Source organism: Streptomyces sp. NPDC056128, from assembly GCF_042263835.1.
Lineage (GTDB): Bacteria > Actinomycetota > Actinomycetes > Streptomycetales > Streptomycetaceae > Streptomyces.
Genome location: NZ_JBHJVQ010000001.1, coordinates 231,850 through 251,473, shown reverse-complemented (window position 1 = coordinate 251,473; position 19,624 = coordinate 231,850). Strand labels below are relative to the sequence as shown.

At 71.8% G+C, this 19,624-nt stretch carries 19 protein-coding genes; 7 read left to right on the top strand and 12 right to left on the bottom strand.

The window, feature by feature from the left end; all coding sequences use genetic code 11:
- Positions 1-116: 116 nt before the first annotated feature.
- The gene (locus ACFC1X_RS01215) at positions 117-1,139 is read left to right on the top strand and encodes a Gfo/Idh/MocA family oxidoreductase (RefSeq protein ID WP_376347654.1); all 1,023 of its coding nucleotides are present in this window, start codon (positions 117-119) and stop codon (positions 1,137-1,139) included.
- A gap of 34 nt (positions 1,140-1,173) precedes the next feature.
- Here the strand turns inward: ACFC1X_RS01215 and ACFC1X_RS01210 are convergent, their stop codons facing one another.
- On the bottom strand, positions 1,174-1,854 hold the full coding sequence (locus ACFC1X_RS01210; RefSeq protein WP_376347652.1) for a response regulator: 681 nt from the start codon (positions 1,852-1,854) through the stop codon (positions 1,174-1,176).
- A gap of 76 nt (positions 1,855-1,930) precedes the next feature.
- Positions 1,931-3,208: a sensor histidine kinase gene (locus ACFC1X_RS01205; protein ID WP_376347650.1), complete on the bottom strand. Its 1,278-nt coding sequence runs from the start codon at positions 3,206-3,208 to the stop codon at positions 1,931-1,933.
- A 170-nt stretch (positions 3,209-3,378) separates the two neighbouring features.
- Here ACFC1X_RS01205 and ACFC1X_RS01200 point away from each other — a divergent pair, with 170 nt between their 5' ends.
- Positions 3,379-3,579: a hypothetical protein gene (locus ACFC1X_RS01200; RefSeq protein ID WP_376347648.1), complete on the top strand. Its 201-nt coding sequence runs from the start codon at positions 3,379-3,381 to the stop codon at positions 3,577-3,579.
- A 27-nt stretch (positions 3,580-3,606) separates the two neighbouring features.
- Here ACFC1X_RS01200 and ACFC1X_RS01195 read toward each other — a convergent pair whose 3' ends face one another.
- A complete protein-coding gene (locus ACFC1X_RS01195; protein ID WP_360892371.1) occupies positions 3,607-4,002 on the bottom strand; it encodes a ribonuclease domain-containing protein in 396 nt (131 codons plus the stop codon).
- Between the two features lie 176 nt (positions 4,003-4,178).
- Here ACFC1X_RS01195 and ACFC1X_RS01190 point away from each other — a divergent pair, with 176 nt between their 5' ends.
- A complete protein-coding gene (locus ACFC1X_RS01190; protein WP_376347647.1) occupies positions 4,179-4,964 on the top strand; it encodes an SDR family oxidoreductase in 786 nt (261 codons plus the stop codon).
- Positions 4,965-5,062: 98 nt separating this feature from the next.
- On the opposite strand, the gene alc is transcribed toward ACFC1X_RS01190, so the two are convergent.
- Together alc and allB are read right to left on the bottom strand one after the other, a co-directional pair.
- Entirely contained in the window at positions 5,063-6,193 is a 1,131-nt protein-coding gene (alc, locus tag ACFC1X_RS01185; protein ID WP_376347645.1) for an allantoicase, read from the bottom strand.
- Positions 6,194-6,255: 62 nt separating this feature from the next.
- Positions 6,256-7,593, bottom strand: coding sequence for an allantoinase AllB (gene allB / locus ACFC1X_RS01180; protein ID WP_376347643.1), 1,338 nt, complete (start codon positions 7,591-7,593; stop codon positions 6,256-6,258).
- 237 nt (positions 7,594-7,830) lie between these two features.
- Between allB and allR the strand changes: the two genes are divergently transcribed.
- Positions 7,831-8,634, top strand: a complete 804-nt coding sequence (allR, locus tag ACFC1X_RS01175; RefSeq protein WP_376347641.1) for an allantoin degradation transcriptional regulator AllR — start codon at positions 7,831-7,833, stop codon at positions 8,632-8,634.
- A gap of 18 nt (positions 8,635-8,652) precedes the next feature.
- Here allR and ACFC1X_RS01170 read toward each other — a convergent pair whose 3' ends face one another.
- Positions 8,653-8,970, bottom strand: coding sequence for a DUF5955 family protein (locus ACFC1X_RS01170; RefSeq protein ID WP_376347639.1), 318 nt, complete (start codon positions 8,968-8,970; stop codon positions 8,653-8,655).
- Positions 8,971-9,112: 142 nt separating this feature from the next.
- Here ACFC1X_RS01170 and ACFC1X_RS01165 point away from each other — a divergent pair, with 142 nt between their 5' ends.
- Together ACFC1X_RS01165 and aceB are read left to right on the top strand one after the other, a co-directional pair.
- Positions 9,113-9,712, top strand: a complete 600-nt coding sequence (locus ACFC1X_RS01165; RefSeq protein WP_376347637.1) for an NTP transferase domain-containing protein — start codon at positions 9,113-9,115, stop codon at positions 9,710-9,712.
- 184 nt (positions 9,713-9,896) lie between these two features.
- Positions 9,897-11,519, top strand: a complete 1,623-nt coding sequence (gene aceB, locus ACFC1X_RS01160; protein ID WP_376347635.1) for a malate synthase A — start codon at positions 9,897-9,899, stop codon at positions 11,517-11,519.
- A gap of 63 nt (positions 11,520-11,582) precedes the next feature.
- On the opposite strand, the gene ACFC1X_RS01155 is transcribed toward aceB, so the two are convergent.
- From ACFC1X_RS01155 to ACFC1X_RS01140, 4 genes are all read right to left on the bottom strand, one after another.
- Positions 11,583-12,497 (bottom strand): HipA family kinase, encoded by a 915-nt coding sequence (locus ACFC1X_RS01155; protein ID WP_376348505.1) that lies wholly within the window; start codon positions 12,495-12,497, stop codon positions 11,583-11,585.
- Positions 12,498-12,586: 89 nt separating this feature from the next.
- Positions 12,587-12,955 carry a hypothetical protein gene (locus ACFC1X_RS01150; protein ID WP_376347633.1) on the bottom strand — a complete coding sequence of 123 codons (369 nt, stop codon included), beginning with the start codon at positions 12,953-12,955 and terminating at the stop codon, positions 12,587-12,589.
- Positions 12,956-13,069: 114 nt separating this feature from the next.
- On the bottom strand, positions 13,070-15,160 hold the full coding sequence (locus ACFC1X_RS01145; protein ID WP_376347631.1) for a TerD family protein: 2,091 nt from the start codon (positions 15,158-15,160) through the stop codon (positions 13,070-13,072).
- Positions 15,161-15,260: 100 nt separating this feature from the next.
- Positions 15,261-16,547, bottom strand: a complete 1,287-nt coding sequence (locus tag ACFC1X_RS01140) for a DUF4041 domain-containing protein (protein ID WP_376347629.1) — start codon at positions 16,545-16,547, stop codon at positions 15,261-15,263.
- A 371-nt stretch (positions 16,548-16,918) separates the two neighbouring features.
- On the opposite strand from ACFC1X_RS01140, the gene ACFC1X_RS01135 reads away from it, so the two are divergent.
- Positions 16,919-17,344, top strand: coding sequence for a DUF6003 family protein (locus tag ACFC1X_RS01135; protein ID WP_376347628.1), 426 nt, complete (start codon positions 16,919-16,921; stop codon positions 17,342-17,344).
- A 16-nt stretch (positions 17,345-17,360) separates the two neighbouring features.
- Here the strand turns inward: ACFC1X_RS01135 and ACFC1X_RS01130 are convergent, their stop codons facing one another.
- Positions 17,361-17,975, bottom strand: coding sequence for a TOPRIM nucleotidyl transferase/hydrolase domain-containing protein (locus ACFC1X_RS01130; protein WP_376347627.1), 615 nt, complete (start codon positions 17,973-17,975; stop codon positions 17,361-17,363).
- Between the two features lie 62 nt (positions 17,976-18,037).
- Positions 18,038-19,585, bottom strand: a complete 1,548-nt coding sequence (locus ACFC1X_RS01125) for an IucA/IucC family protein (protein WP_376347625.1) — start codon at positions 19,583-19,585, stop codon at positions 18,038-18,040.
- Between the last annotated feature and the right edge of the window lie 39 nt (positions 19,586-19,624).

Below are 19,624 nucleotides of genomic sequence, written 5' to 3'. Positions count from 1 at the left end.
TCTGGTTTCGGCACGGGCCGAGCGTAGCTCCGTGCGCTGTTGACGGGAAGTTGTGTAGTTCGATTGTCCGGACATACGCATTGACAGGGTGCGGGCTGTGAGCCCACTTTGATTCCATGCGCATCGGGGTCATCGGGACGGGCCGTATCGGCACCGTTCACGCCAACACGCTCAGCCGCCACCGCGACGTGGGATCCCTGATCCTCACGGACGCCGACCTCACGCGGGCCCAGGATCTGGCTCACCGGCTGGGGGAGACGGCGGCACCCGGAGTGGACGAGATCTTCCGGTGGGGCGTGGACGCCGTGGTGATCACCACGGCGACACCGGCCCACGCCGAACTGATCGGTCGGGCAGCACGCTCGGGGCTGCCGGTGTTCTGCGAGAAGCCCATCGCGCTGGACCTGACCGGCACGTTACAGGCGATCGCCGAGGTGGAGGCGGCCGGGACGGTGCTCCAGATGGGGTTCCAGCGGCGCTTCGACGCCGGGTACAAGGGGGCCCGGGAGGCGGTACGGGCCGGGCGGCTCGGCCGGCTGCACACCGTCCGGGCGGTGACGAGCGACCAGGCCCCGCCACCGGCCGAGTACCTGCCGCAGTCCGGCGGGCTCTACCGGGACACGCTCATCCACGACTTCGACGTCCTTCGCTGGGTGACCGGGCGGGAGGTCACCGACGTCTACGCCGCCGGGTCGGACGCGGGTCCGCCGATGTTCCGCGCGGCGGACGACGTGGACACCGGCGCCGCGCTGCTGACGCTGGACGACGGGACGCTGGCCACGGTGACGGCGACACGGCTGAACGGGGCGGGGTACGACGTCCGCATGGAGCTGGCCGGGGAGCTGGACCAGATCGTCGTCGGTCTGGACGACCGTACGCCGATCGCGTCCACCGAGCCGACCGGTCCCCCGGCCGCGGACAAGCCGTGGACGGGCTTCGTGGAACGGTTCGGGCCCGCCTACGAGGCCGAGCTGGCCACGTTCGTGGAGGTCGTGCGCGGCGAGCGCGCCAACCCGTGCGACGGCCGCGAGGCACTCCAGGCCCTGCGCGTCGCCGAGGCCTGCGACATCTCCCGCCGCGAGCGCAGGCCCGTGCGGCTGGCCGAGGTCCCCGGGGGCGCGGCGTCCCTGGCGGGCTGACCGGACACGTCACGGCCCCCGCTCCCCCAGCCCCCTACCGGCCGTCCTCCTGGTACCCCTCCAGCAGCCCCGCGTCGTGTGCCAGGAGTGCGATCTGGACCCGGTTGTCGAGGTCCAGCTTGGCCAGGATGCGGGAGACGTGGGTCTTGACGGTGGCGACGCTCATGAACAGCTCCGTCGCGATGGCGGCGTTGGCCAGTCCCCGGCCGACCGCGACGGCGACCTCGCGCTCGCGGTCGTTGAGGGTGTCGAGGCGGGCACGCGCGCGGGTGCGGCGCGTGTCGGCGGCGCCTCCGGCCGCCTGGTCCATCAGCCGGCGGGTCACGGCGGGCGACAGGACGGGGTCACCGGCCGCGACCCTGCGCACGGCGTCGAGGATCTCCGCGGGCGGGGTGTCCTTGAGGACGAACCCGGCGGCGCCCGCGCGCAGCGCCCGCAGCACCTGTTCGTCGGCGTGGAACGTGGTGAGCACGATGATCTGCGGGGCCTCCGCGCGGCCCCGCAGCCGCTCGGTCGCCGTCAGGCCGTCGACCACCGGCATCCGGATGTCCATGAGGACGACGTCCGGGTGGGTGCGGTCGACGAGCGCCTCGACCTCGTCGCCGTCGGCGGCCTCGCCGACGATCTCGACGTCGTCGGCGCCGCCCAGCATCAAGGACAGCCCGGCCCGCACCAGCGGGTCGTCATCGACGATGAGCAGTCTGATCGCAGTCATGGACCATACGTAATCACGGTTGCCGACGGCCGAGTTCGCCCTGTGGACAGAGCCCGTCCGGCCGCCGGTGCCGGACTCATCCCGATGGCAGCCACGCCCGCACCTCGAAGCCCCCGTCGGGCGTGGCGCCGTGCTCCAGAGTGCCGCCCGCGAGCGCGGCCCGCTCGGTCAGTCCGATCAGCCCCTGTCCGGATCCGGGCACATGGGGCACCTCGCCGTCGGCCGGGGCGTTGCGCACCGACATCGCGAGTCCGTCGCCCGGGGCTCCGCCGACCGAGACCGTGACCTCGGTGCCGGGGGCGTGCTTGCGGGCGTTGGTCAGCGCCTCCTGGGCGATGCGGTAGGCGGTGCGGCCGACCGAGGCGGGGACCGCGTCGGGGTCGGTGACGTGACTCGCGAGGGTGACCTTCATGCCGGCCTCCCGGGACTCGGTGACCAGCGCGTCGAGTGCCGCGAGCGTCGGCTGGGGGCGGCCCCCGGCGTCGTCGGACTCCGCCGAGCGGAGCACGCCGATGATCTCCCGCAGGTCCTGGAGCGCCTCGTGCGCGCTCTCGCGGATGACGCCGGCCGCCCGCACCACATCCTCCCGAGGCGCGTCGGGGCGGAACTCCAGGGCTCCCGCGTGCACGCTGAGCAGCGTCAGCCGGTGCGCGAGGACGTCGTGCATCTCGCGCGCGATGGCCTCCCGCGCGAGCCGCTGGGCCTGCTCGGCCCGCAGCCGGGCCTCGGTCTCGGCGCGCCGGGCGCGGTCGCGGAGGCTGAGCATGAGCTGCCGCTTGGAGCGGGCGAGCATGCCCCAGCCGACCACGGCGGCGGTGAGCAGGGTGCCGAAGACGAGAGAGCCGAGGTAGGGCAGTTCGGGGTCGGGGCGCAGCCAGTAGAAGAGGGGCTGGAGCACGATCTGGGCGCCCGACACCCAGGCCACGTACCGGAAGGGGCGGTGCACGGCCAGGGTGAACAGGGCGACCAGCGTGGCGCCGCCCGACGTGACCGAGACGAAGCCCAGCGGCAGCATCGCGACGGCGAGCCCGACCGGCCACCGGCGCCTGAGCCAGACCGCGGCGCAGGCGAGGGCGCCGATCAGCTGGTCGGCGAATTGCAGGCCGTGGGAGAGGCCGGGCTCATTCTCCAACTGCTCCACGGCGAGGAGACCGATCACGACGGCGATCAGGAAGCAGGTGAAGTCGACGAACCAGTCGCGGGCGGTGCGCCGGGGCCGCTGGAAGCGGCGGTCCGAGGACTCGGGGCCGGGGCTGGGGTCGAGTTGTTCGATCAGCGCCGACGGCAGCAGCCAGCGGCGTCCTGGGAACGCCGGGGTGATCCGATCGGGCCTGTCTTTGCTCACGGTCGACAAATCTACGCAGGGCAAGCCACGGCCACGATCCCTCGCGCGGGATCACCGACCAAAGTCGCGGGACCTCAGACTTTCGACGCGCGGGACGACGGAGAAAGGGGCCTTCGGTCGGGGAGATCTCGCCCCGCGGCCGATGTGGGTGGGGGGTCCGCGGGGCGAGAGTCGGTGACATGAAGGAATTGCTGGAGTTCCTGGGACTGCTCGCCGTGGTTCAGGGCGTGTTGGGGCTGGTGCACGAGTTCACCGACTGGCATTGGGGCCTGGTGCAGCGGATCGGCTTCCTCGACGGCGCCGAGCTCTACGCGAGCGTGGCGCTGCTCGTGCTCGGCGGCGCGCTGTTCGCGGCCGCCGAGAGCCGGAAGCCCGGCTGAGCACTCGGCCCGCCCGGGACCGGCGGCTCAGCAGCCGTAGTCGACGAGGTCGAACGACGCGTAGTGGTCGGCCGTGTAGTAGTCCTCCTGGTTCTCCTCACCGGTGACGATGCGCCGGGCGCCGCGTGTGTCGGAGCCCGGAGTGATCACCGTGTACTCGTGGTAGTAGCCGGTGGACTGGCCGGGCAGGATGCCCTCCCGGTTCTGGAAGACGGTCCCGTCCTGCTCGAAGGGGTAGGGGCCGCCCTGCTCGATCAGGTCGAGGGTGTCATGCGCCTGGGAGGGCAGGGCGCTGTAGCAGATGTCGCCGACCGCCGCCGGGGCGGCGCCCGCCGTGGTCGCGGAGACGGTGCCGCCCACGAGGAGGGCGGACAGGACTGCGGTTGCCGCACCGAGCCGGGCGGCGTGTGGGGGGAATCGCATGGATTCATGATGACGCGCGTAGACAGTGGCATGTCAATGACAAGACGGTGGAGTTTCCCTGGACGTCATATGTGTTTTCGGCGAGTTCACAAAGCGCGCGACCCGCAATCGGGCCGTCCGGATTCGACGTCCGATCGCCGCCAGCGTGCGCGCCTGCCGCTCGCTGGAATGGACCCATGAACACGAACACGAATACACACACGAACACGGATTCACCGACGCACCCCTCCGCACCCCTGCTCGGCCGGACCGCCCTCGTCACCGGCGGCAGCCGCGGAATCGGCGCGGCCACCGTGCTGCGACTGGCGCGGGAGGGCGCCGACGTGGCCCTGACCTATGTGAACGGCAAGGACGCCGCCGCGGACGTCGTACGCACCGTGGAGGCGCTGGGACGCCGGGCGGTGGCCCTGCGGGCGGACTCGGCCGACCCGGACGAGGCGGCGGGGGCGGTGGAGCGTGCCGCCGACGCCCTGGGCGGGCTCGACGTGCTGGTCAACAACGTCGGCGTCGGGCTGCTCGGCCCCGTCGAGGGGTTCTCGGTCGCCGACCTGGACCGGGTGCTGGCCGTCAACGTGCGCGGCGTCTTCCTCACCGCGCAGGCGGCGGCCGGCCGCATGGCGGACGGCGGACGGATCATCACCATCGGCAGCTGCATGACCCAGCGCGTGCCGGGTCCCGGCGGGACGCTGTACGCGATGAGCAAGTCGGCGCTGACCGGGCTGACCAAGGCGCTGGCCCGGGAACTGGGCGGGCGCGGCATCACCGCCAACATCATTCACCCCGGCCCGATCGACACCGACATGAACCCGGCCGACGGGCCGTACGCCGACGGCCAGTCGGCACTGACCGCGCTGGGCCGCTTCGGCACCGCCGACGAGGTGGCCTCGATGGTGGCGCACCTGGCTGGTGCCACGTACGTCACGGGTGCGGAGTTCGCCGTGGACGGCGGGCACGCGGCGTAGGCCCGCGCCGCCCGCGCGTACCGCCGCGGGAAAACGCACGCGCGGGGCGCCCGGTGCTGTCCGGCCGGGCGCCCCGCGCGTGGGTGTGAGGGGCGGGATCAGCCGCCCAGTTCCTGGTGGCGGGCGGCCAGGTGGGCCGCGCCGTCCTCGGTGAGGGAGCCGAACAGGCGCAGGCGGGAGATGCCGCCGTCGGGGAAGATGTCCACGCGCGCGTGCGTGCCGACGGCCGGCTCCGGCAGGACGAAGCGGTGGTTGGTGTCGGGCTGGAGGCGGGTACGGGGCAGGACCTCGCGCCACTCCCCGCTCTCGCCGTCCCGCACCGACACCGAGGCCCAGCCGGCCGAGTTGCCCTTCAGGTAGGCCGTGTCGATCTCGATCGCGCGGATCTGGGAGCGGTCCACCAGCCGGTAGCGGATCCAGTCGTTGCCCTGGTCGCGGCGGCGGCGGGTCTCCCAGCCGTCGTCCATCTTGCGGGAGCGGCCCGGCTGGATGGTGTTGGTGGCCGGCGAGTAGAAGAGGTTGGAGGCGTCCTCGGCCTGTCCGCCGTTCTCCAGGGCGACCACGTCGAAGGTGCCGAGGGCGGTGAGCCAGGCCGGGTCCGGGAGGACCTCGCCGTACACGCGCAGGCGGGCGATGCCGCCGTCGGGGTGCTGCTTGAGGCGCAGGTGGGTGAAGCGCTGCTCGGCCGCGACCGCGAAGCCGTTGGCGGCGTGGCCGCCGACGGGGGTGCGCGGGACGAGGGTCGTCCACTTGACGTCCCCGGCGAGCAGTTCCTCCGCCGACGGGGAGCCCTCGACGGTGGCGCCCTCGACGGAGACCGCCTGCGGGTAGTTGCCGCGGAAGTGGGCGGTGTCGACGACGATGCCGCGGATCACGCCGGGGGCGCCGAGCCGGACCAGCGCCCAGTCGTGGTCGTCCTCGGTGGGCCAGGGGTGCTCGGCGGAGGCGCCGCGCCGCCGCCGGGTCTCCCAGCCGTCCATGACCTTGCCCTTGTGCCCGAAGTGCTCGGGGTCGAACTCGGCGGGCTCAGGCACCAGCAGGTTCTCGCGCTGGGCGAAGAACTCGTCGTTGGCGGCGACGACACCGGCGCCCAGTCGCCGGTCGGCGAGGTTCGCGAGATGGGTGAACGGGAGGTCGGCCGTGCGGTAGTCCGCGTACGGGTCACCGCCTCCGTAGGGGTTCGCGTCGCCGGTGAAGCTGGCCAACTGGGAGTTCTGCTGGGCCGTCACGGTGATCAGGTGTTCCTCTCGGGGTCGTTCGGGGTGATCTGGGTTCAGGGGGTCCGGACGTCTCAGGTCCGGGTGAGGAGCTGTCCCTTCGGGTCGGTGAACGCGCCGTCCGCCAGGACGCGCTCTCCGCGCAGCCAGGTGGACTTCACGACGCCGTACAGGGTCTTGCCCGCGTACGCGGTGACGCGGTTGCGGTGCTGGAGGGCGGCCGGGTCGACGGTGAACGTCTCGTCGGGGGCGAGGACGGCGAAGTCGGCGTCGTGGCCGGCCGCGATGGCGCCCTTGCGCCCGTCGAGTCCCACCTGGCGCGCCGTCTGCGTCGACATCCAGCGGACGACGTCCTCCAGGCCGAGGCCGCGCTCGCGGGCCTTGGTCCACATCGCCGGCAGGCTGAGCTGGAGGCCGGCGATGCCGCCCCAGGCGGTGGCGAAGTCGTCGGTCTTGAGGTCGGCGGTGGACGGCGAGTGGTCGGTGACCACGCAGTCGATGGTGCCGTCGACGAGGGCCTGCCAGAGCAGGTCCTGGTTGGCGGCCTCGCGGATCGGCGGGCAGCACTTGAACTCGCTGGCGCCGTCGGGCACTTCCTCGGCGGTGAGGGTGAGGTAGTGCGGGCAGGTCTCGACCGTCACCTGGACGCCGTCGGCGCGGGCCTCGGCGATCAGCGGCAGGGCGTCGCTGGAGGAGAGGTGCAGGATGTGCACGCGGGCGTTGAACCGCTTGGCCTGCGCGAGCAGGGTGGCGATCGCGGTGTCCTCGGCGTCGCGCGGGCGGCTGGCGAGGAAGTGGCTGTACTTCGGACCGCCCTGCTGCGGGGCCGCGGCCAGGTGGTGCGGGTCCTCGGCGTGCACGATGAGCAGGCCGTCGAAGGCGGCGATCTCCGCCAGCGACCGGGCGAGCTGCTCCTGGTCGAGGTGCGGGAACTCGTCGACCCCGGACGGCGACAGGAACGCCTTGAAGCCGAAGACCCCGGCCTCGTGCAGCGGGCGCAGGTCCTTGACGTTGTCGGGCAGGGCGCCGCCCCAGAAGCCGACGTCGATGTGGGCCTTGGCGGCGGCGACCTCGCGCTTGGTGCGCAGGTGGCCGACGGTCGTGGTCGGCGGGATGGAGTTGAGCGGCATGTCCACGAGGGTGGTGATGCCGCCGGCCGCCGCCGCGCGGGTGGCGGTCCAGAAGCCCTCCCACTCGGTGCGGCCCGGGTCGTTCACGTGCACGTGGGTGTCGATCAGGCCGGGCAGGACGACGTGGTCGCCGACGTCCTCCAGCCGGGCGCCCTCCGGGACGGGTGCGTCGTACGGGAGGACGGCCGTGATCTTCTCTCCGGTCACCGCGATCGACGCGGCGCGTGTCCCCTCGGGAGTGACGACGCGCGTCGAGCGCAGCACCAGTTCAGCCTGCGACACCCGAACCCCTCTCTTCCCTGCCATGTGTTTCAACGTTCTGTTGAAGGAGTCTTCACTCCCCGCCGGACCCCGTCAAGAGGCACCCTTTGTGGGGGCATGCCCAGCAACCAAGCCCTGGACGTTTCCACAAAGCGGAATTAGAATTCCAGCAAGCAGAACGTAGCTACGTACAAGCCGGTAGTCAACCGGCCGCCGGGTACGCTTCTTTCCTCCCGCCAGCCCCGAAAGGAACGTGCCGTGCCGACGTCCAGCGCCAGCACCACCGACTCCGCCAGGTCCGCCACAGGCGGCGTCCAGTCCCTGGAGCGCGCCTTCGACCTGCTCGAACGGATGGCGGACGCGGGCGGCGAGGTCGGCCTGAGCGAGCTGTCGGCCAGCAGCGGCCTGCCGCTGCCGACCATCCACCGCCTGATGCGCACCCTCGTGGCCTGCGGATACGTCCGTCAGCAGCCCAACCGCCGGTACGCGCTCGGCCCCCGCCTGATCCGCCTGGGCGAGTCCGCCTCCCGGCTGCTCGGCACCTGGGCCCGCCCGCACCTCGCCCGCCTCGTCGAGGAGACCGGCGAGACGGCGAACATGGCACTGCTCGACGGCGACGAGATCGTGTACGTCGCCCAGGTGCCGTCCAAGCACTCGATGCGCATGTTCACCGAGGTCGGCCGGCGCGTCCTGCCGCACTCCACCGGCGTCGGCAAGGCGCTGCTCGCGGACTTCCCGGCGGAGGAGGTGCGCGCCCTGCTGGGCCGCACGGGCATGCCGGCCGCGACCGACAAGACGATCACCACGCCGGACGGGTTCATCGCGGCGCTGGCGGACGTGCGCCGCCAGGGATACGCGATCGACGACAACGAGCAGGAGATCGGCGTGCGCTGCCTGGCCGTCTCCGTGCCGGACTCCCCCACCGCGGCGGCCATCTCGATCTCCGGCCCGGCGGGCCGCGTCACCGAGTCCGCGACCGACCGGATCGTGCCGCTGCTCCAGCAGGTGGCGGCGGAACTGTCGGAGGCACTGCTGACCTCGAACGGCAACCCGGCGGCCTGAGGCCGAGCCCGACCGGACCTAGCCGCCCGGCGGCGGGTCCCCGAACAGTTCCACGGCGTGCCGGACCTCCGTCAGCCCCGGCGACAGGGCGCTGACGGAGCCGATCGCGGCCGCTATCAGCAGCAGGGAGCGGCGCAGCCGCGGCGCCTCGGGGACTCCGTGCCCCGCCATCGCGGCGAGGTCGGCCAGCTCATCCTCGGCGATCGCCCGGTCCGGGAAGTCGGCGGGCAGCAGGGCGAGTTGGCGGCGCAACCGGGACACCGCGGCCCGCAGTTCCGCCACCCTCACATCCTCGTCGCCGACGGTCACTCGCCTCTGCCCCAAGCTCCGCAACACAGCCCTCCCCCTCGCACCCCGTCGTGCGCGGGTCAGTAAACGCCACGCCGTACGGCACGCGCCACCACGCGGACCGAAATTCAGCCTTCGGCGACCCCGCGCACGCCCGGACGTTTGGCGGGCCGTCAGGTATGCAGGACCCATGACGGATGACGAAGACCAGGTAGCGGGGCTGCTGCTGGCCGCCGGGGGCGGCCGGCGGCTCGGCGGACGCCCCAAGGCACTGCTCGAACACCGCGGACACCCACTCGTCGAACACGCGGTCGGCGTGCTGCGCGCGGCCGGCTGCGCCCGCGTGCACGTCGTCCTCGGGGCGCGCGCGGCGGACGTACGCGACCGGGCGGCGCTCGAGGGGTGCGTACTCGTGGACAACCCCGACTGGGAGCGGGGCATGGGGTCCTCGCTGCGGACCGGGCTCGACTCGCTCATCGGGACGGGGGCGCGGGCGGCCCTGGTCTCCCTGGTGGACCAGCCCGGCATCGGCGCGGAGGCGATGGCCCGGGTGCGCGCCGGATACCGGGACGAGACGTCGCTCGTGTCGGCGGCGTACGCGGGGGTGCGGGGGCACCCCGTCCTGCTCGGCGCCGCCCACTGGGCGGGGGTCGCGGCGACTGCCACCGGGGACCGGGGGGCACGCGCCTATCTGAGGGAACACGAGGCCGAGATCGCGCTCGTGGAGTGCGGAGACGTGGCGCAGCCGTACGACATCGACACCGAGGCCGACCTGGTCCACCTTGAGTGAAGGGCGTGGCACCGAGCGCCACCTTTCCTCGACCCGGAGAATCTCGACGTCAACAAACCATTGAAGTTCCACGATGAGGAAACTAGTATCCACTGACCAGAAGCACTCGACTGCACGGCGAGTGCGTTATGCCCCCATACGCACCCTCTGGCACCCGGTGCCACGCTGAAGGAAGTGACAGCTCATGTCCGCACCAGCGCCGTCCCCGCTGGCCATCGTCGACGCCGAGCCCCTGCCCCGGCAGGAAGAGGTCCTCACCGATGCGGCGCTCGCCTTCGTGGCCGAGCTGCACCGGCGGTTCACGCCCCGGCGTGACGAGCTCCTCGCCCGCCGTGCGGAGCGCCGCGCCGGGATCGCCCGCACCTCCACGCTCGACTTCCTCCCGGAGACCGCCGCCGTTCGCGCGGACGACTCCTGGAAGGTGGCCCCCGCTCCGGCCGCGCTGCAGGACCGCCGGGTCGAGATCACCGGCCCGACCGACCGCAAGATGACCATCAACGCGCTCAACTCGGGCGCGAAGGTCTGGCTCGCGGACTTCGAGGACGCCTCCGCGCCGACCTGGGAGAACGTCGTCGGCGGCCAGCTCAACCTCACCGCCGCCTACCACCGCGCCATCGACTTCACCGACGAGCGCACCGGCAAGTCGTACGCCCTGCGCCCGGACGCGGAGCTGGCGACGGTCGTCATGCGCCCGCGCGGCTGGCACCTCGACGAGCGCCACCTCCAGGTCGACGGCCGTCCGGTGCCGGGCGCGCTGGTCGACTTCGGCCTGTACTTCTTCCACAACGCCCAGCGCCTGCTGGACCTCGGCAAGGGCCCGTACTTCTACCTCCCGAAGACGGAGTCGCACCTGGAGGCGCGCCTCTGGAACGAGGTGTTCGTCTTCGCGCAGGACTACGTCGGCATCCCGCAGGGCACAGTCCGCGCCACCGTCCTGATCGAGACGATCACGGCCGCCTACGAGATGGAGGAGATCCTCTACGAACTGCGCGACCACGCCTCGGGGTTGAACGCGGGCCGCTGGGACTACCTGTTCTCCATCGTGAAGAACTTCCGTGACGGCGGCGCCAAGTTCGTCCTCCCGGACCGCAACGCGGTCACGATGACCGCGCCGTTCATGCGCGCGTACACCGAACTCCTCGTGCGCACCTGCCACAAGCGCGGCGCGCACGCTATCGGCGGCATGGCGGCGTTCATCCCGTCCCGCCGGGACGCCGAGGTCAACAAGGTGGCCTTCGAGAAGGTCCGCGCCGACAAGGACCGCGAGGCCGGCGACGGCTTCGACGGCTCCTGGGTCGCCCACCCCGACCTGGTCCCGATCGCCATGGAGTCCTTCGACAAGGTCCTCGGCGACCGGCCCAACCAGAAGGACCGGCTGCGCGAGGACGTCGACGTCAAGGCGGCCGACCTGATCGCGATCGACTCCCTGGACGCCAAGCCGACGTACGCGGGCCTGGTCAACGCCGTGCAGGTCGGCATCCGTTACATCGAGGCCTGGCTGCGCGGTCTCGGCGCGGTCGCCATCTTCAACCTGATGGAGGACGCGGCCACCGCCGAGATCTCCCGCTCGCAGATCTGGCAGTGGATCAACGCGGAGGTCGTCCTCGACAACGGCGAGCAGGTCACCGCCGAACTGGCCCGCAAGGTCGCCGCCGAGGAACTGGCGAACATCCGCGCGGAGATCGGCGACGAGGTCTTCGCGGTCGGCAACTGGCAGCAGGCCCACGACCTGCTCCTGACGGTCTCGCTCGACGAGGACTACGCCGACTTCCTGACCCTGCCGGCGTACGAGCAGCTCAAGGGCTGACGCCCGGCGTCCGTGACCGACCCGCGCCCCGGTACCGCACAGCACCGGGGGCGCGGTCGTGTCTCAGTCCAGGTGGGCGGACCAGTCCCGTTCGGCGGCCGGCCTGCCGTGCAGGTCGGGGACGCGCTTGAGCCAGTCCGGGCGCCCCCGCTCGGTCCGGACGGCGCGGGCGGCGTTCTCGGCGGCCAGCTGGTCGCGGCCCGGGAAGTCGGTGGGCAGCCACTGCTCGGACGCCCTTGCGCGCGCGTGCAGGTAGCCGACGTAGGCGGAGCGCACCTCGTCCGGTGTGCCGAAGCCCGCCTCGGGGGTCAGCCAGGCGTCCGGCACCCGGCCCACCACGTCGCGCAGCAGTTCCTCCGTCACCCTCGGGGCGAGTTCGGCGTCGGCGGCCCGGACGTCGGGCGCGTGGTGGCCGAGGGCGTGGTGGCGGAAGTCGTACGCCTTCTCCGGGGCGGAGGTGTCCCAGCGGTGGTGGAAGACGAGCGCGGCGCCGTGGTCGATCAGCCACAGGCGCGGGGGTGCGATGCCGAGGGTGGGCCAGACCATCAGGTTGGAGCTGTGCACCGTGCGGTCCACGTTCACGGTGAGGGCGTCCAGCCAGACGACGCGCCCGGCCTCCCGCGCGTCCACGGGGAACGTCCTGGCCAGCTCCGGCGTGAGGTCGGCGCCGCCCGACAGGTAGTCCATGCCGAGGTTGAGTCCGGCACTGGCGTCGAGCAGGTCGCGCACCTCCTGATGCGGCTGGTCCTCGGCCGTCGCCGGGTCGAAGTGCGCGAGGACCAACTCGGGCACCCGCAGCCCCAGCTCCCGCCCCAACTCCCCGACGATCACCTCGGCGACCAGCGCCTTACGGCCCTGCGCGGAGCCGGTGAACTTCAGAACATACGTGCCCAGGTCGTCGGCCTCGACGACGGCTGGAACGGAGCCGCCGTTGTGCAGGGACTCGATGTATCGGGTGGCGGTGACTCTTCTCAGCACTTTCCCAGCCTCTGGCATGAAATCAGCATAGTAACCGAGGGTGATCACCGGCGATGCGGGGCTCGGGCTCCACGACAGCGGAGAGAGGGTCAGTCTCGCCAGTCGAGTTGCTGTTCCGGGACGCCGACGCGACGACCGTAGTCCTGAGCCTCACGGCGGCCCTCGGCTTGCCCGCGTGGATAGCGGAAGACCTTGTTGGCAAAGATCACGAACGTGTCGAACTGGGTGTGGAAGTCGGCGTACCAACCTCCCGTCGAAGACAGACAAGAAGCCAGCTGATCTGCGAGGCGCCGGGCCTCGGCCTCCTCCGCGGTGAAGTCCAGCAGGGTCCAGAGCCGCGGCTGACCATCCCCGACGTTCGTCATCTCGACCCGTGTCAGTTTGGTGATCTGCAGAGGGACCCCGGTCAGCTCGGATCCGGCCCGCAGGCTTTCGGCGATCAGCACACCTTCGAGCATCTGAACCTCCTTAATGGCTGGTGGGTGATCAGAGAGCGCTCCTATCGCTCACGCATGCGCCTGTCCCACACCGATCGACCGCCCCTGACAACTCACTCACCGTCGGGGCCCCGGTCAGGCCCGGGTCGGCTCGTTCCTGCGGGTGGTTGGGCGGTCCAGGTGGGTGACCACGGTTGAGTAGAAGCGGTGAGCGGCGTCGTCGACGCTGCGGATGAAGCCGGACTCGGCGTTCCCGCGCGTGCTGCCCATGCCCTTGAGCAGGGACAAGCGGAATCCGGTGATCTGTGCACCGCCCTTCGGGACCAGGTCCCCCGGCTCGGGGCGAAGACGCTCCAGCGTCCCTCGCGGGCCTCCGGTCTCCGTGTCGACCAGCGTCTCGATGTGCAGATCGGCCGGTGCGTCGGCAAGCTTCCGGACCAGTCGCTTGGCCCAGGTCAGCGGGTAACCCTCGGTCGGTGCCGCGATCTCGATGGAGGTACGCAGCTTGGCCGTGCGCAGATCGGCACTGAGAGTCAGCACGCCGGGGGTGCCGTCAATGCGCAGGTCCGCTTGCAGGCGGCCCTCCAGGCAAAGCTGGTCGGCCATCTGAGCCCGGCGCAGGCCAGGGTCGGATCCCCGCTTGGCGCGTCGCACGGGCAGGACCTTCTGGCCGAGTTCACCGCCGAGTCCGAGACAGACCTGACGGATGAGGCGTTCCCAGCTCTCGACCACCTCCAGGGCGCGGGCGTCGCCCTGGCACAGGGTCTCGTCGTCGATTCCGTTACGGACCGGCACCCAGGCCGCTCCCATGTTCTGGAAGCCGTGACAACCGGAGTTGTCGTGCTGGATGTAGTGCAGGAGTTCCTGCAGCAGCCAGGCGTGGGCGCTGTTGCTGACGCCTTCGTGGCGGATGAGCATCTGTGCCTGGTGTGCGACCTCGGCCCAGGACAAGTGCCAGAGAGCCACTTTGTGCTTACGGCGCTTGTCGATCTTGACGTCGACGAGAGGGCTGCCTTCGAGGGCTACGTCGTTGGACAGGGTGATGACGGCCTCGTAGCCACGGCGGGTGGCGATGTCCATGTACGCCTGGACCTGCTCGGACTTCAAGGCATTGCCGTTGGTCTTGGTCTCGACCAGCGCCGTCCAGAGCTTGCCGGCCCGCTCGACCCGGATGACGCCGTCGGGCCGACGGGGCGAGTCGCCGTGCGGAAGCATGACCTCGGTGAAGGCTTCCATGCGACCAGCCGGCGCACCGAACGCGGCGGTCAGGCGGCGTCCGAACTCGGGAACCTGGGACATCACCGACAACAGCACGGAGGTCGCGCGCATCTCCCGGTCACGGTCGCTCTTGACGACGGAGACGGGGAACAGCCGGGCCTCGTTCCAACCGTCGTTCTCCGCCAGGGTCTTCTTGACCGTACTGGCGATCGTGATCTTCTTCTTGGCGGTACGCGGGCGCGGTGCCCTGCGGGTCGGCGCGGGCGACGTACTGGGCTCCCTCGGCGCGGGGATCGCCGCGAGCGCCGCTTGTCCATGCACCACGGTCGGCGCTGCGGCGGCCGGCGGTACGACCGGCCGATCCGGCTCGCTCGCAGCCGTCGTAGCGACGCTCGGTACGTCGTCGGTGTCTGCCGCCTCGGCGTCCCCGCCGACATCCTCGCTGCCCTCCTGGACGGGGGCGTCGTCGTCGATGTCGACGCCGAAGTCCATGGCCAGGCCGGCCAGGCCCGTGTCATAGCCCTGTCCGACGGCGCGGAACTTCCACTGCTCCTGACGCCGGTAGAGCTCGGCGAAGATGACGGCACTCACCGAGCCGGCATCGTTGATCACGAAGCGGAGCAGATCCTCCCCCGACGCATCGGCCAGCGTGGCCTGCAGTCCGTCCAGTTCGTCGAAGCGCGAGCCCTCGTAGCGGCTTGCGGCGATCACGATGCGCTCGACGCCGGGCGGGACGGCAGTCAGGTCGAAGACGATGCGGTCCTCACTGCCCTCACCCGCGGGCTTCTTCCCCAACAGCTCGACGCTCCCGTCGGCGGCCACCGGGTTGTTGTAGAAGAAGAAGTCGCCGTCGTTGCGGACACGGCCGTTCTCGCCCAGCAGCAGCACGGACACGTCCGCATCGCCCTCCCCGGACTGGCTCGCCCACTGCAGACTCACGAGCACGGAGTCTGTGTTGTCACTCAGGGCCGCCAATGCGGCATTGGCGCCCTTGACCAGTTCGTACATGGATCCCCCCACATATTCAACGCGGCAACTCTAGAGCCCATTAGGTGCACTCTGCAGCAGGTTGTCACCACAACCGGCGGGAAGTCGGTTTGAGGCTTGTTCAGCTGGGCGCGGGCGTCCGGCCGGCACGCCATTCGGGTGCCTCCGCGGTGTCGGTGAACTCCAGGAGGTGTTGACCGGCCAGGCGCTGCAGGTGCAGTCGCCGCTCCAGACCCACCGCGTCTTCACTGAAGATCAGTGCATGGACGTCGAAGCGGAACGGCACGGAGGCGTCGCCGAGTTCGTGGATGTTGGCCTCCCGCGCCTCCACCGCCCGCAAGTCGTCACCGAGCTGCTGGAGCTTGCCTTCCAGCTCGGCGATGCCCGCGGGGTCGCCGGTCCCGGCGCGCAGCCGTCGCAGCGCGCTCTCGTAGTGGCTGCGCTCCTTCTCCAGGCGCTGTCGCTCGCGTTCGATCTCCCGCTGCAACCGCTCCTCCTCCCGCTGGCGCGCCCGCAGCTCCCGCTGCTCCTCCTTCTCGGCCTCCTTGCGAGCCAGGTGGTCGGCGGTCAGCTCGAGTTCCTGTACCCGCAGGCGGTGGTACTCGTCGCTGATGCGGATGTGCATCGTGGCGCCGAGCCGCGCGATCGACTCGCGTGTCTTGCCGAGCCGGTCGATGAGCGAGGACAGGCGGTGCGGCTTCATACCGCGTACCGCGTTGTCGGCCTCGGCGTTGTAGGCCCGCAGCATCAGCTTGGAGAAGTCCCGCACCATCTTGCGGCCTTGTGCGAGGGAACCGTTGACGGTCCAGTCCTGCGCGGCCAGGACCGCACGGTCGTCCCGTGCCAGCTGCTTGTACCGGGACTTCAGCTCCTCCAGCCGCCCGGCGTACGCCACCGCGTCGGCCAGGGGGTGCCGGTATTCGTAGATACCGGCCTCCTGCAGCATCCGCACTTCGTCGATGACCACCAGGTCGGCTTGAGCTGCGGCCACCTGCCGTCGGGCCTGTTCCGCCTGCTGCGCCAGCGCTTGTGCCTGGCTGCGGACGTCGACCAGGGACCGCGCGGCCCGTTCCGCCGCGTGCTCCGCCTTCGCGTCCAGCAAGCCGTCGATCCGCTGCAGTTCCTCCAGCTTCTCGGCGTGTGCCCGACGCAGCCGCTCCTGCTCCGCGGCGATCGTCGCGCTGTCGGCGCCGATCACTCCGGCAAGCTGCTCCGTCAGCTGGTCCACCTGCGCCAGCAGCCCACGCGTCCGCTCTTCGCAGAGGGCCAGTTCACCGGCGAGACGCTCGGCCTCCGCCTCGGCCTGCTTGCGCCGCCGGCCGAAGAGGCCCGTGGAGCCGGCGCTTGCCGCACCGTGGTCGGGTGACGGGGCTACGGACGGCCCGGCCGACTGCTCCGGCAGCCACAATTGCCACCCCGCAGGAGGCACAGGCCAGGACGGATCCGGCTGCCATCCCGGCGGGGGCACCCAGCCCGGAGCGGGAGTCGGCCAGCCGGGCGGAGGATTGAAGCGGTACGTCATGCGGATCTGCTCCCCGATGCCGCGACACCCGAGGACTGCACTGGAATGGCAGGCTCCCCCCGAGGCCGGTGATGGTTGTGAGGAGTACGACTTCGTTGAGGACGGTGTGGTTGTACGACGCGCCTGCCATCACACCATCGGTCCATCTTCGGGTGAACGGGGTGCACCCGTCCGGGGAAGGCACAGGGCGCCCCGGTCCCCCCGACGGCACTAATATCAGTCCCTCACACCCGTGTCGGGAAAGGCGAAGTTGAGCGATGGCCGATGACGCGTATCTGTTTCTGCTGCCGGAGCGTCATCCGCGGCTCGCGGCGCCGCTGGCGGCGGTCGGTCCGTTGGAGTGTCTGGAGACGCCGGCCGTGCGCGGCTGGCTCTCCGCGCACGGTACGGCGCCGGGGTCCGAGCAGGTCAGGATTCTTCCGGCGGCCAAGGACGTCCTCATCCCGGAGGACGCCGAGCGCCTGCCCGTGCCGCTGACCACGGACGAGGCCGTACGGGTGGAGCAGGAGTGCACCCCGGCGTCCATCACCGACCTGGAGAGGGAGCTCCTCGGCTTCCGCGAGGTCACCCAGGACTGGGAGACGCTGGTGCACCGGGCTCACGCGGCCGGGATCCCCGCGCCCCGCATCGCACAGCTCACCGGGATCGACCCGGTGGACATCGGTCGGCTGACCCAGTTCTGACGCGGCGCCCGCCCGGTCACAGGCCCGTGAAGAGTCCGCGGAGCGGAGCGGGTGTCCGGGCGGGGTCGAGGGCCTCGACCAGGAGGCGGCCGTAGCGGATCTTGCGGCCCTTCTTCGTGGAGAGGAAGCGCCGCAGCTGCTGGTGCCGGGAGCGGCCGTGCTGCGCGGGCTGGCCGAGGAAGGTCTGCCAGGGGCGCAGCTCGCCCTCGGCCCGGATGATCTCCTCGGCGCGGTCCGGGCCGAGCGCTCGGAGCAGTTCGTCCTCCAGGTCCGCCTCGCAGACGAAGAAGTCCCGCGGTGCCCCGGCCCGCTGCCAGCCCCGTTCGTAGAACCGCACCTCGCCCACGTCGCACAGGCCCTTCAGACCCAGGCCGAGACCGGGCGGGCCGAGCAGACCGGCGTAGCGGCCGACGCTCATCGCGCCGCCCATCGCCACCACGGCCACCCCTTCGGCGACCAGGTCCCGGCCGTGCCGCACGGCCAGCGCCTCGACGGCCGCGAGGTCGCTGGGGCCCTCAAGGAGCACCGCCGTCCGCAGCCCGAGCGCCTCGGCCAGCTCGCCCGCCGTGTCGCCGGTCCCGCCGGCCGCCCAGCGGGCGGCCTCGTCCCGGAACGCCTCGATGTCCGCCATGCAGCGAGTGTGCACCTCCGGGGCCCGCGATCGCACGGATTATCGCGATAGCCCCGGTCCTCTCACGCCTCCCGCAGGGGGTTGGGCAGCGGCAGGTAGCGGGCGTCCGCGCCGTCGGCGCCCGTCCAGCGCAGGAGGAGGTTGGTCTTGGCGGGAAGGGTGGGGGCGGTGAGCAGGGCGGGGATTTCGGGGAGCGTGTGGCGGGAGAGGGCGTGGCGGACCGCGGGCCAGGGGTCGAGGCCGGGGTGGTGTTCGGCCAGGGCGGCGGCGATCTCCCAGAGGTGGTTGACGACCAGGCAGTACACCAGGCGTTCCCAGCCGTCCGCGCGGGAGGTGTCCGGCAGCAGCTTGACGCCCTCCGCGTCCCGGAACAGGGCCTGGACCGGTGTGCCGTCGGCGTCCACGGCGACCAGGGTGTTCTGGAGGTGCGCCTCCAGGACGACGCCGTCGTCGGCGAAGGCGGTCAGGACGGGCGGGACGACGGCGTCGAGGTACGCCCGCCACCAGGCCGCCGGGTCGGTGGCGCGGGCCAGTGGGCTGCCGGGGAAGCCCTCCACGAGCGCGGCGGCGAGCAGCGGGGTCGCGCCGGGCAGGACGCGGTCGCGCAGTCCGTCGCGGACGACGACGGCCAGTTCCTCGAAGGCGAAGTCCGCGGTGCGGTGGCCGCGGTCGCCGAGCCAGGCGGCCGGGGGCCCGGCGGCGGCGAACGCCTCGGTGACCGCCGTGTCGGTGCGGCGCAGCCGGAGCAGGTCGTGCCGCCACAGGCGCCGGATGTCGTTGGTGATGCGCACGTCGAGGCTGAACTTCAGGAAGAGGTCGCGCCCCGGCAGGTACTCGGGCGCGTACACCGTGCGGATCGCCGCCGTCGGCCAGGTGAAGAAGCCGGTGGTGCCCAGCCGGACGAGCCGTCCGTCGGCGAAGGCGGGGGCGAGTGCGGTCGCCGCCAGGTCCAGCTGCCAGGGGTGGGCCGGCAGCAGCCGGTAGCCGGGCGGGGCCTGGCCGAGGGCGTCCAGGGCGGCGGTGTCGCCCTCGTCGACGACCGTGTCCTCGCGCACGCCGAGCAGCACCAGCGGAAAGCGGGCGTGCGCCTCGGGCGCGTACGGCAGCCAGCCGGTGTGCGGGCCACCGCCGCGCGCCTTGGGGGCGGGGTGGTGGGTGTGGCCGGTGAGGAGGGACTGCTCGGAGCGGAGGTAGGGGTCCTCCGGCGGGGTGGCACGCGCGCGTGCCGTCAGCAGCGCGGCCACCGCGTCCCGGCTGTCGGTCATCTCGGTGGGCAGTTCGTGGTTGGCCAGGCCGGTGTGCCGGCGCAGCTCCTCCGCGACGAGTTTCACCAGCTCGGCGTGGCCGACACGGTGCCAGCCGCCCGCCGCGCGGAGTTCCGGTTCGGCGGGGCGCCGGCCGGCGCGCACCCGCAGCAGTCTGCCGCCGGGCAGCCGGTACACCGGGCGCGCGCCGGCGTCGGGCAGCGGCAAGGCCACCTCGCGCAGCAGGCAGTTCAGCAGCGGTACGGCCGCGCAGGCGTCGGCGCGTTCGGCGATGCCGCCCGGGGAGGCGGCGTCCCGGGCGGCGTCGGCGCCGATGGGCGGGGGCAGGAGATCCACGCGTTCCACTCGTTCCCTACGGTCTGTCCATGGCGGAGAGGACGGAGA